General features: G+C 41.1%; 13 protein-coding genes. 8 read left to right on the top strand and 5 right to left on the bottom strand.

Translation table 11 applies throughout. The annotated features are described in order from the left end of the window. Positions 1-17: 17 nt before the first annotated feature. Positions 18-1,022 (top strand): LLM class flavin-dependent oxidoreductase, encoded by a 1,005-nt coding sequence (locus LCD32_RS17195; RefSeq protein WP_304362746.1) that lies wholly within the window; start codon positions 18-20, stop codon positions 1,020-1,022. Positions 1,023-1,033: 11 nt separating this feature from the next. Here LCD32_RS17195 and LCD32_RS17190 read toward each other — a convergent pair whose 3' ends face one another. Continuing rightward, entirely contained in the window at positions 1,034-1,261 is a 228-nt protein-coding gene (locus LCD32_RS17190) for a hypothetical protein (RefSeq protein ID WP_017360133.1), read from the bottom strand. 81 nt (positions 1,262-1,342) lie between these two features. After that, the gene (locus tag LCD32_RS17185) at positions 1,343-3,766 is read right to left on the bottom strand and encodes a S8 family peptidase (protein ID WP_060781539.1); all 2,424 of its coding nucleotides are present in this window, start codon (positions 3,764-3,766) and stop codon (positions 1,343-1,345) included. Between the two features lie 501 nt (positions 3,767-4,267). Between LCD32_RS17185 and LCD32_RS17180 the strand changes: the two genes are divergently transcribed. The 5 genes from LCD32_RS17180 (at position 4,268) to LCD32_RS17160 (ending at position 8,995) form a co-directional block, all read left to right on the top strand. Further along, positions 4,268-4,546, top strand: a complete 279-nt coding sequence (locus LCD32_RS17180) for a hypothetical protein (RefSeq protein WP_048002996.1) — start codon at positions 4,268-4,270, stop codon at positions 4,544-4,546. Between the two features lie 51 nt (positions 4,547-4,597). After that, positions 4,598-5,431 carry a PRD domain-containing protein gene (locus LCD32_RS17175; RefSeq protein ID WP_026050173.1) on the top strand — a complete coding sequence of 278 codons (834 nt, stop codon included), beginning with the start codon at positions 4,598-4,600 and terminating at the stop codon, positions 5,429-5,431. A gap of 255 nt (positions 5,432-5,686) precedes the next feature. Continuing rightward, positions 5,687-7,075, top strand: coding sequence for a sucrose-specific PTS transporter subunit IIBC (locus tag LCD32_RS17170; protein WP_008345474.1), 1,389 nt, complete (start codon positions 5,687-5,689; stop codon positions 7,073-7,075). A gap of 19 nt (positions 7,076-7,094) precedes the next feature. Beyond that, positions 7,095-8,552: a glycoside hydrolase family 32 protein gene (locus LCD32_RS17165; protein WP_017360128.1), complete on the top strand. Its 1,458-nt coding sequence runs from the start codon at positions 7,095-7,097 to the stop codon at positions 8,550-8,552. A 188-nt stretch (positions 8,553-8,740) separates the two neighbouring features. After that, positions 8,741-8,995 carry a hypothetical protein gene (locus tag LCD32_RS17160; RefSeq protein ID WP_008359596.1) on the top strand — a complete coding sequence of 85 codons (255 nt, stop codon included), beginning with the start codon at positions 8,741-8,743 and terminating at the stop codon, positions 8,993-8,995. A gap of 378 nt (positions 8,996-9,373) precedes the next feature. Here LCD32_RS17160 and LCD32_RS17155 read toward each other — a convergent pair whose 3' ends face one another. The 3 genes from LCD32_RS17155 to LCD32_RS17145 form a co-directional block, all read right to left on the bottom strand. After that, a complete protein-coding gene (locus LCD32_RS17155) occupies positions 9,374-10,228 on the bottom strand; it encodes a helix-turn-helix domain-containing protein (protein WP_056704120.1) in 855 nt (284 codons plus the stop codon). Between the two features lie 791 nt (positions 10,229-11,019). Beyond that, the gene (locus LCD32_RS17150; protein WP_008343648.1) at positions 11,020-11,829 is read right to left on the bottom strand and encodes a bifunctional hydroxymethylpyrimidine kinase/phosphomethylpyrimidine kinase; all 810 of its coding nucleotides are present in this window, start codon (positions 11,827-11,829) and stop codon (positions 11,020-11,022) included. A gap of 126 nt (positions 11,830-11,955) precedes the next feature. Further along, the gene (locus LCD32_RS17145) at positions 11,956-12,261 is read right to left on the bottom strand and encodes a general stress protein (protein WP_025208177.1); all 306 of its coding nucleotides are present in this window, start codon (positions 12,259-12,261) and stop codon (positions 11,956-11,958) included. Between the two features lie 127 nt (positions 12,262-12,388). Here LCD32_RS17145 and LCD32_RS17140 point away from each other — a divergent pair, with 127 nt between their 5' ends. Beyond that, the gene (locus tag LCD32_RS17140; protein ID WP_008343643.1) at positions 12,389-13,216 is read left to right on the top strand and encodes a glycosyltransferase family 2 protein; all 828 of its coding nucleotides are present in this window, start codon (positions 12,389-12,391) and stop codon (positions 13,214-13,216) included. Continuing rightward, positions 13,213-13,899, top strand: a complete 687-nt coding sequence (locus LCD32_RS17135; protein ID WP_017360124.1) for a uracil-DNA glycosylase — start codon at positions 13,213-13,215, stop codon at positions 13,897-13,899. Before LCD32_RS17140 ends, LCD32_RS17135 begins: the two co-directional genes overlap by 4 nt. The last annotated feature ends 22 nt before the right edge of the window (positions 13,900-13,921 follow it).

Here is a 13,921-nt window from a genome sequence, read left to right as displayed (position 1 = left end):
TCTGTAAGAGGTGCGACATCATGAAATTAAGTATACTGGATCAATCTCCATTGATTGGAGATGCGACGCCTGCTGAGGCGCTGAAGCAAACAGTCGAGCTGGCGAAGCAGGCAGAGAAATGGGGTTATCATCGATTTTGGGTATCAGAGCATCACTTTTCAAACCGGCTCGCAGGATCGAGTCCAGAGGTGCTTCTCGGTCATTTATCAGCTGTGACGTCACATATCCGTATTGGTTCAGGTGGCGTCATGCTGCCCCACTACAGTGCCTATAAAGTAGCAGAGAACTTCAGAGTGCTCGAAGCCTTGGCTCCGGGCAGAATTGATCTTGGCATTGGACGTGCTCCTGGAGGTATGCCGATCTCCTCCATTGCCCTTCATCATGGAGAACGGAAGCGACTTGGTGATCAATACCCTGAGCAGGTAGAAGAATTAAGGGTGTATTTACATGATTTAGCCGATGAATTTTATCCGCTGCCTCACCTGACCGCTTCTCCGAAAGTAGATACTGCCCCAGAGGTATGGATGTTAGGTTCCTCTGGAGGAAGTGCACGGCTTGCCGCAAAAGCAGGTGCAGGCTATACGTTTGCTCTTTTCATTAATGGAGAAGGCGGAGAAGACTCTGTGTCGCAGTATATCAACCGATTTGAACCTTCAGAATTTGGTGGTGAGCCGCGTGTCAGTCTTGCGGTCTTCGTTTTATGTGCAGAAACAGAGGAACAGGCAGAAAAATTGGCTGTTAGCTTAGATTTATCATTATTAGCTAACGAACAAGGACAGAACCTTGGCGGCTTTCCTTCATTTGAACAGGCAAAGGACTATTCCTACAGTCCATATGAACAAAAACGAGTAGCAGCCAATCGACAGAGAATGGTTGTTGGCACGCCAGCCTCTGTGAAGCAGCAGCTGACAGAACTCGCAAAGGCGTATCGTACAGATGAAGTGATCGCTGTGACCATCACACATCACATGCAAGAACGTCTCACATCGTATCGTTTATTAAAAGAAGCTTTTGACGCATAACTTATGTGAATTTACCGTCTGCGCAGCCAATAAAAGGGATAGAGGAGCATCATGGTGAGAATAAAGGCAGCTGTCACCGCCAAGCTAAGCGGATAAATGCAGGTGGTATAGACAGTCAGTTCACATGCTTGATGAAAAGGACGAGGCTGTTTTGCATGTAAAAAGGTAAAAAAATAAACCAAGGTGATCGTGAGAAAAAAAGCCGTCATAAAAGAAACGATCCATAGCCATATCAACATGAATTTCTCTTTCCTCCATATATGATAGAAAAGCCTTGTTGAGCTGATGGGCTCATACAAGGCTTATTATGTGATTCTTGTTTATTCAGGATAAATATCGAATGGTTCTTTCGTTTGAACCGTATCTGATTTGCCTTTCAGGCTTGCATACGCAAGCATTGTATACTCACCTGCTTCTAACTTCTGTCCTTTATTGATCGTGCCATTCCATTTCACACGATGCTCTCCTTTATCAACATGTTGATAAACTCCTGCTTCACCTAAATACTCTCCATCTGTCGAGTAGACGAGGAATGCAAGATTTTCAGCACCGCCTGGGAGATAGCTACTAATGACATAGCTTCCAGCACGGTTATCAGGCTCTACGGAAACCGAAGTGACGCGCGGGTAATCAGGCTCTTTTACAATCAATAAAGTAGGGATTTCAGTGACCTTTCTGCCATTTTCGCGAATGGTGATACTGCCTTGGTACGTTCCTTTTTTCGTTTTTCCATAATTCACTTGTACTGCGGAAGTAAAGGACCCTGTGGAATTCCCTTTTACTGTGATTTTTTTCGTGCCGTTTGTGCTAATGCCATTGCCATCGAACTTGTAATCAATGGTATAGGTTTTCGGTGCTTTTGACAGGTTTTCTACCTTGAACTTCTTCGTTTTGATTTGAACGCCCTTTTCTTTTAAGAAAGTGCCGTACGAATAGCTTGCATCAGACACAATAGAAGACGCTTGAAGTGATTCGATGATTCGAACGCTGCCTGTGCCCTGCGTATTGTGAGGGAACTGGCTGCCATTTGGGTCATACAATGTTTCTGCTGTATTCATCATCAGCGCTTTAATTTGCTCTGTAGAATACGATGGTTTTGCTTGTTTAATAATCGCTGCTACTCCGGCTACATGAGGAGATGCCATGCTTGTTCCTTGCTTCGATCCATAGCCGTATGGCTGAGAAGGATCGTGTGTCGGAATGGTGCTGACAATACTCACGCCAGGTGCTGAAAGATCTGGTTTGATCATCCACGTATCGACAACAGGTCCGCGAGATGAGAAGTCAGCGACTTGTTCACTTAACTCTTTCACAAATTGAATCGAGAAAGTTGTTGTATTGTTACCAGCCTCAATGGCTTTAACAAGTGCTGTTCCTTCCGCTTTTGACAGCTTAATCGTCGGAAGGGCTAGACCTGGTACATCCACAGGGATTTCTCCATCGGTATTGTTGTACATGACAACGCCGATCGCACCAGCAGCTTTCGCATTGTCCACTTTATCAACAAAGGCAATGGCTCCACGTTCAATCACTGCCACCTTTCCTTTGACATCGATGTTTTCAAAAGCTTTTTCGTCACCGATGCCTGCTTGGACGAGTGTGACTTGTTTTTGGTCAAGTGCTTTTAAATCATTTTCTTGATAGTAGCCCATCACTTTTGCTGTTGAATAGTTCGGGAATTTCACGTTGTATAAACTGTACGGAAGCTGAGTGGCTCCGACAGAAATAGCATCTCTTGATGTCCCAGGAGATCCAACGGTCCAGCTGTTTGGCCCACTGTTTCCGTTTGATGTCACAGCAACAACCCCTTCAGACATGGCCCAATCCAGTGCGATGCTTGTTGCATAATCAGGGTTATTCACACTGTTCCCAAGAGAAAGGTTCATGACATCGGCTCCGTCAGTGACAGCCCGGTCGATGCCTGCAAGGACATTTTCAGTTGTTCCTGATCCGCCTGGTCCAAGGACACGGTAGGCGAGAAGGGTAGCGTCTTTAGCGACACCTTTAATTTGTCCATTTGCCGCAATTGTTCCTGCGACGTGTGTACCATGATCTGTCGATTCGCCTCTAGGATCTCCTTTTGGTGTTTCTTGTGGAGAATAGTCATTATCAACAAAGTCATAGCCTTTGTATAATCCGAAGTTTCCTTTTAAATCAGGGTGGGTATAGTCTACTCCAGTATCAATGACAGCGACTTTTACCCCTTTTCCAGAGTAGCCGGCATCCCATGCTTTTGGGGCACCGATAAATGGAGCACTTTTATCCATGAGTGGAGAGACATCCTCATTAGGAAGCTGGACGCTTTTCTTTTTCACTTCATCTGTTTGATATGTAACATCCGGATAAACGGCTTTTACTCCGTCAACTGCGAGCAGTTTCGGGATTTCGTTTGCAGGAAGTTTCATAGAGAAACCAGAGAAGACTTTTTCATATTCTTGACGAACACTCGCTTTATCTAACTTTTTGAGTGCTGCATTCTTTACTTTCGTTCGAGATTTTTTGAGGGAGGCCTTTGTTTGTGCTTCGCCTTCTTGCTTGGCTTCAACTAAGGATTTTTCCTTTAATTCAACAATGACAGTGGTGTGTTTTCTAGACTTAACATTGATTTCGCCGAAGATTTCTGCTTTTTCCAGTTCCACCTGTTTGTTCGATGGAGCGGCAGCAGCCTGACCTGAAAAGAATGTGGATAAGGTAAAAATAGTGGAGAACAATAGAACAGAAGAACGAGAGATTACTTTTTTCAATTAATTTTCCCCTTTCTAGCTGTGTATTTAGGGAGATAGCCTTTCTTTTTGTGGATAAATAGGAAAGATTCACTGCCCGTTATTAAGTATTCCATACGATGAAACCAATTCCTTTACTAAAATGGTCTTATTTTACATAGTCATAAAGAACTATTTTGTTTATAAAGTCACACTTATGCACAATAATCTGTTGATAACTCGATTATTCAGATATATATATGGAAAATAAAAAAACCTCATACACAAAATCTAGTAAGAGGGTGTTGATATGTGGATAAACCCTGTTGATAAGATGTGCTTATCTTTGGGATAGTGTGTGTATAAAATTTTCATAGAAACATTGTGGAACATGATCATCTTCTGCACTTTTCAACAAAACTTCTGAAAACTAGTTCGTTTTTTCACCCAGATTGTGACAAACCTCTCTTTTTTCTCGGGATATGATAGGAACAGTTAATTTGCTAGAACTGCTAGATTCTAAGTAAATCGGAGGGATGTTCAGTGAAGAAATGGAAGAACTGGTTGAGTGTATGGTTTGGTTTTGTGATGAATGTGCTTGTGAATCCTGGTGAGCTGCTGAAGAAGCAAGGGGTGAAAGTGACAGCAGTGGATGGAGGATTCTTTCTTGCGGTGAATGAGAGAAAGCTAGAGAAACTGGCAGTTGAAAAGAAGAAGAAGCGCAGGATAGAAAAGCCGTTTCAAGAAAGTCTGATGATGCTTGATGAAAAGACAACGAGAGAGGCTCGTGCCGGTCCGTTCTTATCTTTACAGAAAAGTTGAAACAGGGTAAAATCCCACATAAGACACGTTATCTGTGGGAGAGGATGCCCCTTGAAGATATATAAAATATTGAATAACAATGCAGTGGTTGTAAAGGAGGGTGATCAGGAGAAAATTGTGATGGGGCCCGGAATTGCTTTTCAGAAGGGGAAAAATGACGTCGTTCCCGTTCAAAAAATAGAGAAGATTTTTGTTGTGCGTGAAGAAAATGAGAAATTCAAACAAATTCTTGCGACATTGCCAGAAGCGCATATTGAGGTGGCAGAGCATATTATTAGTTATGCAGAGGGTGAACTCATGATGCCGCTCAGTGATCATATCCACATTTCACTGACAGATCATTTATCCTTTGCCATTGAACGCGTTCAAAAAGGCATTGTCTTATATAATAAATTGCTTGGTGAGATCAAAGTCTTATATAAGCAGGAATATGATATTGGAAAGTATGCCATTCGTTATGTAAAGGAGCGGCTTGGGGTTGACCTGCCGGACGATGAGGCAGGGTATGTGGCACTTCATATTCATACGGCCAAAATGAATACGGAGTCCATGAAGAAGACGGTCAAATACACAACGATGATCAAAGAAATGATCGAGCATATCGAAAGCGTTTTTGAGCGCTCGATTGATGAGGATAGTATTTCATATCAGCGCCTTGTGACACATTTGAGGTATGCATTAGGCAGGTTGGAATCGAATGAAGCATTTCAAATCATGGACGATGACATGCTGACTTTTATCCAAACAAAGTATGATTCGGCTTACCGGTGTGCACTTGGACTGGCTGATTTGCTGAAAAAAGAATATGGACTTCATCTCCCTGAATCGGAGATCGGCTACATCACGCTGCATGTCCAGCGTCTGCAGGATGCCGAATTGGTGTAAAGGTTGTGCCTGTCCGCAGGCTTTTTTTTATGCACACTACTCTAATTAGTGTATATGGGTCATTTGATTCGAAAAAATAGGTTGACGCAGGTCACGCTCTTATACTATGATGAAAGCGTAATCAAAAACCAATATCGTGGGATTGTGACTGTCAGGCAGGCAAGACCTAAAATTTGCGTAACGAGGGGACGTGTATGTCCTTTCATCGTTAGTGAATTTTAGGTCTTTTTTGTTTTAAAAAAAGGGGGAGACAACATGGATTATCAAAAAACAGCCAAAGAATTAACAACATTATTAGGCGGCAAAGAAAATGTCATTAGCGCAACACATTGTGCCACACGACTCCGATTGGTGATGAAAGATGAGGCGTTAATTGACAAAGATGCCATTGAAGAACTTGAGGGTGTGAAGGGTGCCTTCTCAAGCTCGGGTCAATTCCAGATCATATTTGGAACAGGTTCTGTCAACAAAGTATATGAGCCTTTTGCGCGTGAGGCGGGTCTTGAGGCAGACGACGAGAATCAAAAACCAGCCAGCCATGATGAAGCCGTGAAGCAAAAAATGAATCCACTTGCACGTTTTGCCAAGACGCTATCGAATATTTTTGTACCAATCATTCCAGCGATTGTAGCAAGCGGTTTATTAATGGGCCTATTAGGTATGATGAAAGCCTTCAAATGGGCTGATCCAAGCTCTGCCATCTTCCAAATGCTAGATATGTTCTCAAGTGCTGCCTTTATCATTTTACCGATTTTAATTGGGGTTAGTGCAGCCAAAGAGTTTGGTGGAAATCCATATTTAGGAGCTGTCATTGGGGGCATTATGATTCACCCGAGCTTGCTGAATCCATGGGGACTGACAGACGCAAAACCAGAATATATGCATCTATTCAACTTTGATATTGCGCTTCTTGGTTACCAAGGAACGGTCATTCCCGTGTTATTAACTGTGTATATCATGTGCGTGATTGAAAAGAACTTAAGAAAAGTTGTGCCGAACAGTATTGATTTACTTGTGACGCCGTTTGTGACGGTGATTGTGACTGGATTTGTGACGTTTATTGCTGTAGGACCGCTAGGGAGAATGCTCGGTACAGGGATCTCGAATGCACTCACTTATGTTTATGACCATGCAGGATTCTTAGCTGGACTGATTTTCGGAGGTGCTTATTCTTTAATTGTACTGACAGGTGTTCATCATAGCTTCCATGCGATTGAGGCAGGACTTCTGAATGATATTGGACGGAATTATTTGCTGCCGATCTGGGCCATGTCCAACGTCGCTCAAGGCGGAGCTGGGCTAGCGGTCTTTTTCTTAGCAAAGCGTGCAAAAACGAAAGAAATTGCTTTACCAGCAGCATTTTCTGCTTTCTTAGGTATTACAGAGCCGGTCATATTCGGTGTGAATCTTCGTTATCGTAAGCCATTTATTGCTGCAATGATCGGAGGTGCATTAGGCGGGGCGTTTGTCGTCTTCACGAAGGTAGCCGCCAACGCTTATGGTTTAACAGGGATTCCGATGATTGCCATTGCAGCTCCATTTGGTTTACAAAATGTGGTAAATTATGTTATTGGTATGTTAATAGCTGTTGCTGTTTCATTTATTCTTACCATCATCTTTAAAGTCAAAGAAGTCGAAAAATAATCAAGGAGTGGTCACAGTGATGACAACAACGGACGCAGCACTTCGTCAAAAGGTAACAGATCGTATTCGAAACTATGAGCATTTGGTGAAAAAAGATGTGTACCGTCAGAACTTCCATTTAATGCCGCCAGTCGGTCTTTTAAATGACCCGAATGGATTGATTCAGTGGAAGGGAGTCTACCATGTGTTTTATCAATGGCAGCCATTTAAAACAGGACATGGGGCAAAATTCTGGGGTCACTACACATCAACCGATCTAGTGAATTGGCAGCATGAAGAGGCTGCCCTCACGCCAAGTGATTGGTTTGATCAAAATGGCTGTTATTCTGGCAGTGCAGTCATTGACGATGGTCGTATGTACGTGATGTATACCGGAAATGTCCGTGACGAGCAAGGGAATCGTGAGACATATCAATGTTTAGCTGTGTCAGAGGATGGGGTTCATTTTGAGAAAAAAGGTGTCGTGGCGACTTTGCCAGCGGGATTCACTGCACATTTTCGTGACCCGAAGGTGTGGAAGCGGAATGGAAAGTGGTACATGGTCCTTGGAGCACAAAGTGAAGATCTCAAAGGACATCTTGTTTTATTCACATCTGATACATTAGACAATTGGACGTTTCAAGGCATTATTGCAGGCAGTGGAAAGAATGGATTAGACCATTTCGGATACATGTGGGAATGTCCAGATCTGTTTGAATTAGACGGTCAGGATGTATTGATCGTGTCACCACAGGGGCTGAAGCCTGATGGATTTAAATACAACAATACACATCAATCTGGTTATTTTGTTGGTACATTCGATGATCGTACCTACCAATATACGCATGGAGCGTTTGAGGAGCTGGATCGTGGCTTTGACTTTTATGCACAGCAGACTTTCCAAGATGAATCGGGCAGACGCATTTTAATGGGATGGATGGGTGTACCAGATCAAGGGGAAGAGCATCATCCAACTGTCTCTTATCAATGGATCCATTGTTTGACGATTCCGAGAGAGCTTCGTTTAGATGATGAAGGACGTCTTATTCAAAAGCCGGTAAGTGAACTTCGATCTATGCGGACAAATGAGCAGGAGCATGTTTTTCACGTTAAACGATCTGTTCACTCCATTCCTGTTGAAGATTTGACGAGCGCAGAGGTATTCATTGATCAAATTGAAACACAAAAAGGATTTGAATGCTGTATCCGTGCTGCTGCTCGTATCATTTATGATAAAGATGAAGGCAAACTAACATTAGAGCGAGATCGATTTGAAGATCGAACAAAGGAAGTTCGTGAAGTAGAAATTGATGAATTACAGGATCTGCATATCTTTATTGATGCATCATCGATTGAGATTTTTGTCAACGGAGGCCGGGAAGTATTTACTGCACGTTACTTTCCTTCCCCGGGAAATAAATCAATCTCCATCAGTGGTAGAAATGAAACGAAGCTTAAATTGAAGACGTGGCATTTGCAAAAAGAAGCAGATCAATGATCTGCTTTTTTCTAGTGAGATCAGCCTGTATCTTAAAGCCTATATCATGTATATACAAGGTTGGCCTGAAGCGGTTTGATGACGTTTTACATATATGATAACAGGTTCAATTATGGTATCATTTTAAAATATATACAGCTGAGGCTGACGTTTATCCAAATGCGGTAGGACAAAAAGGGGTTGTTTACTTGAATTCAAAACAGCAGCCGACGACTAGAAAACGCTTGGAGACAATGGCAGATCATGTTGAAGATAAACGTGAAGAATATAAAGAATTGCTAATTCAAGTCCAATCTATTCTCGGTGAACCTTCTCTAGAGCAGGAAGAATTAAAAGAGAAGCTGTCAGATACGTATAAACAAATGAAAGAATATGCCTTATTTGTTGAATCCATTGAAGCCTTTATTCGAAAAATGGCGAAAGAATCTGATCAGCAAAAGTAGGTGAAAAATTATGGTGAAAGAGTGTACCTGGGAGCGGGTATGCTTTTTTTATTTAAAGATTATCTATGTCAGTTTTATTCTAAATCTTAATGTATGAAGATAATAGAAATTTGTAGATAGAATATTTAATGTATATGAGTTATAAAAGTGCAAGAAACATTACAATGCGGAAGGATAACCATTCTTCTCAAAACAGAGAACTGATATCCATATTTTATTTAATATATGAGTAGATAGTAAAAATAATCCTAAGGTCTGTCTTAGGATTATTTTTTGAAATTCTTTTATGTATTTCTTGAACCCACTTTCAATCCAGTAAAGTGAGATCAATTATTGTATTTTGTATCTTATGGAATTGTGGAATTTATTTTTATGGCTTTAATAATAGTTTTTGATCTCCGTATATAACATTTCTTCTAGTTTTTTTTCCTCTAGTATACTAAGGACTGTTACAGCTTTTTCAGTATACTCTTCAGGTGAATCCATGTTTAAGTTTTTTAGACATATCCCTTTACGACCATAGCAGATTGCCATCTCCCTGTATGCACCATGTCTTTTACAGAGAGGGATTGCTTCTTCTAATACAACTAATGCCGACTTAAATTTATTGTATTTTATTAAAAGAAGCGAAAAATTAACTCGAATATTAATTTCAATTTTATAAGTATCTTGAAAATTCTTATATATATTAAGTCTTTTCAATGCATTCTTTGCTATATGTATAGCGGTTTCTATAGGAAATATAAAAAGTATAGAGTTTATCAGTCTAATATCAATCAGGTACCAATTTTCATGCTTAGAAAGACGTTCCCAAACAGTATCTACGTGATTGCAAGCTTGTTCAATACTACCCGTTTCATGAAGCACTATTAAAGCTGTACAAATACATTGAATATCACTGACCAATTGGTCCTCCGAATCTGATAGCAACCTTTCAGATTCTGTTATCAATTGTCTTAATTTGTTCGGATGATTGAAAGTCGTACGAAAAAAATCGTTAATAAACTTTTGCCTTCGAGTATATTGAAAATCGTTCATAATATAGTGAAACTCATCTAAAGAAACGTCTACTTTTTCCAGTAAAGCCATAAAAGATGACGCAAGTATGTCGATTCGATGTAGTTCAAACTTTGAATAAGCACTTTGTGATAGCAAACCACTAGAAACATAATGCTGAGTATATCCTTTGTTCTTTCTAATTGATCGCATAGTCTGTCCTATATTGTTAAGCAATTTTAATGTCCCCTTTCAGTCTTATTTGACTAAAATGTTATGAATGGTTCATACCATAATATAATAAATCCTGGAAATTGAAAAAAGCGTAGAGAACTATTTATAAACAGCATTACAAATATAGAGGAGAGTTGACTAAATGATAATTTGGGCTTTAATCACTACAATAGTATCTTTTATTTTAATTTTTTATTTTTGGAATGAAGATAGAAAAACATCATATGTATTCATAATGGCGACTATTTTTCTTATTTTTCTTGACCTTGGTTTAATATTTATTTGAGTATTGAAATTGTGTTTATTTTGCGGGTTGAAATAAGAATATTTGTCGTGATGATGATTTCTCGCCTAATATTAATAACTGCTACGAGATGAAATCAGGAGAAGTTCGACTTAAAGAGTACCAAAAATTGTCGCTTTATGTGAACTCTATGTTCCACGGAAGATGTGGAAAGGTATCTTTGGAAAAGATAGTATCAAAACGAATTAAGATTGATTAAATCAAATGAATGGAACATTCGGAGTTTATAAAAATAGGAGATTTCAGAAAATATCTAAGTGGAAGAACTCTTATAATGACTGAGCGGAAGGCTTGTAATACTGATATAAGTTGAACCCCAAAAATTGACTTATTACATATAGAATGCAACAAATATAAAAAGGGGGTTCAACTGTTGATGAATTGTGCAATATTAAAGGAATGACTAGTTTACACATCAATACGCTCTGTAAGTTTTATAAATTACTTTGAAATTTATTTATACATATGGTTTATTGCGATAATTTTCCCCTTATTTGTCCAAACGATGTGCGGAATGTTTCGTTGGTCCGATGTATTCGTTTAGTTGGAAAGAGCCTTTAATGGCAGCTGTGATGAATTCTTTTGCTGCATAAATGGCTTCTTTCACGTCTGAGCCGTTGGCTAGTTCAGCTGTGACTGCGGCTGAGAATGTGCAGCCTGCACCGTGTGTGTATTCTGTGTCGATCTTATCTGTTTCAAGGCGTTCGAAGGTTTGTCCATCATAAAGCAAATCAATCGCTTTATCAGGGCTTAGCTTACCGCCGCCAGTGATGACCACATACTTTGCACCAAGTTCATGGATGCGTTTTGCGGCTTCTTCCATTTGTTCCATCGTTTTGATCTCGCCAATGCCGCTTAATTGACCTGCTTCGAAAAGGTTAGGTGTGATAACTGTTGCCAGTGGCGTGAGCTTTTCGCGCAATGCTTCAGCATGCTCTGGGTAAAGGACTTCGTTCGCACCTTTACATACCATAACAGGATCAATGACGACATTTTTCAGCTCATATGTTTTGATCGTTTCAGCTGCGAGTTCAATGACGTCAACTGTTGGCAGCATACCTGTTTTTAACGCATCTACACCGATGCCTTCCACGATCGTTGAGAGCTGCGCGCGGATTGTTGATGTATCGATTGGAAACACTTGATGATCCCAGTTGTTATGAGGATCCATTGCAACGACAACGGTTAAAGCTGTCATCCCGTAGACGTTTTTTTCTTGAAACGTTTTTAAATCTGCTTGGATACCTGCACCGCCGCTTGAATCCGAACCTGCGATGGTGAGTGCTTTATTCATAGACATAGTTGCTGAACCTCCAATGTGATGTGTAACAGTTACTGTTCTATCCCTTATTATAATCAGCTTTTCCATTTATCACAATGAAACGGCATAAAAAAGCGTTCCACTCTTCATGGAACGCCTCATTCTTTATCTTTTACAAATCACCAATTTCCCTTTTTTCAGCTCCTCTAAAAGCGTTAAGGCTAATTCTTGATCGGCGCCGGTCGACATGATTTTGGCCATCAGTTCATCATCCCTGGTGCGAATGACATTGGCGATCTGATCTAAAATCCCTTGATCGACAGCTGTCATGCTCTTTGCTTCCGTGTACTCAGTAACGGTATCAGAGCGTTCGGGGTCATACGCAAACACAAACACATCGTCCTTTGTGGATTGTATCTGTTCGATCGTCTGTTTGGCTTCTTTACTATTCTCAACTGTGAAAAATTCCATCATCATCACTCCTTTTCATCAAAAATTCCCATTTTCTCGATCAATCAAACCGCCTTTTATATCATGAGAAGAAAGCCGATTTATGTTTTAATGAAAAAGACGAATCTATTAAAGGAGTTAGGCCGATATGAAGATTTCTTTACTAATTGTGACACATAACCGGCTGAGCGCATTGTGTGAACTGCTTGAATCCATCTCGAGACAAAGCGTACAGCCTTTTGAAATTGTGGTCGTAAATGATGCAGGAGAGCGAGTGGACGTGATTCAGGAACTCTATCCCGAGCTGCCAATCCGCTTGATTCATTTAGATGAGAATGTCCAGCATGTGAACGCAAGAAATGTTGGGGTGCGGGAGCTGACAGGTGACGTCATTATGCTGAGTGATGACGATGATTATTTTACACCTTGTCATATTGAACGTATGAGCAAGGCGCTGGAAGACGCTGATTTTGTCTTTTCGGATGCGGAAATTGTTTCGTTTGAAGAACGAGGTGCGACTCGTTTTCCAGTATCAAGACGTTTGTTTGCTTATACAGCGGACATTGAGGACATGCGTGTTTTTTCTACATATGTTCCTTCTGGCAGTATGTACAAACGCCGCATACATGATGAGATTGGCTATTTTGATCCAGCGATGCATCACTACTGGGACTGGGACTTTTTCCTGCGTGTTACGCAGCATGCACGAGCCAAACGAGTGCCAGCTGCCAGTGTGATCTATGCGTTCTTTGATGGTGGGGGCAATCAGTCGAGTGATCTTGGTGAAACAAGGAAGAACTATTTAGATGATCTGAGTGAAAAGCATGGGCTCGGTGATTTGCCGACAGCGAACTTTGCTGTCCTATTAGAAGAACCAGCGATGAAAAAACGAGAATCAGAGAGTGAGATTGTATGGGATGGAAAACCGATGATCTCAAGATTGGCACAGCAGACAGAAGGAGGACAACCGAAATGAAGCCATTTTTAAATGATAGCTGGTGGGCTGTGATGAAAAGTGAATTTGAACAGCCATATTATCAGGAATTACGTGAGTGGGTAAAGGAAGAATATCGTACGCAGATCGTGTTTCCAAAGCCAGATGACATTTATCGTGCCCTCCATTTGACGTCGTATGAAGATGTGAAGGTCGTGATTTTGGGACAAGACCCTTATCATGGGCCAGGACAGGCACACGGATTAAGCTTTTCTGTTCAGCCTGGTGTCAAACATCCGCCATCTTTGAGAAATATTTTTCAGGAGCTAAAGGATGACCTCGGCTGTCCGGTCCCTAACCATGGCTCGCTTGTCAGCTGGGCAGAGCAGGGTGTCTTGCTGTTAAACACCGTGCTCACTGTAAGAAAAGGAGAAGCGAACTCGCATAAAGGCAAAGGCTGGGAACGTGTGACAGACCGCGTCATCGACGTCCTGAATGACCGAGATCAGCCAGTCGTTTTTGTGCTTTGGGGCAGACATGCGCAAAATAAAAAAGAACGAATTGATCAAAGCAAGCATTACATCATTGAGTCACCTCATCCAAGTCCTTTTTCTGCAAGAAACGGCTTTTTTGGCAGCCGTCCGTTCTCAAAAGTAAACGCCTATTTAAAGCAAATGGGGATCGATGAAATCAACTGGTGTATCAAGGACATTGAATCAAAATAGGACGAGGGAAAATCCCTTCGTC

The sequence above is a fragment of the Bacillus sp. RSS_NA_20 genome, assembly GCF_020165915.1.
GTDB classification, from domain to species: Bacteria; Bacillota; Bacilli; order Bacillales; family Bacillaceae; genus Bacillus; species Bacillus altitudinis.
This window is presented reverse-complemented; position numbering and strand designations above follow the sequence as displayed.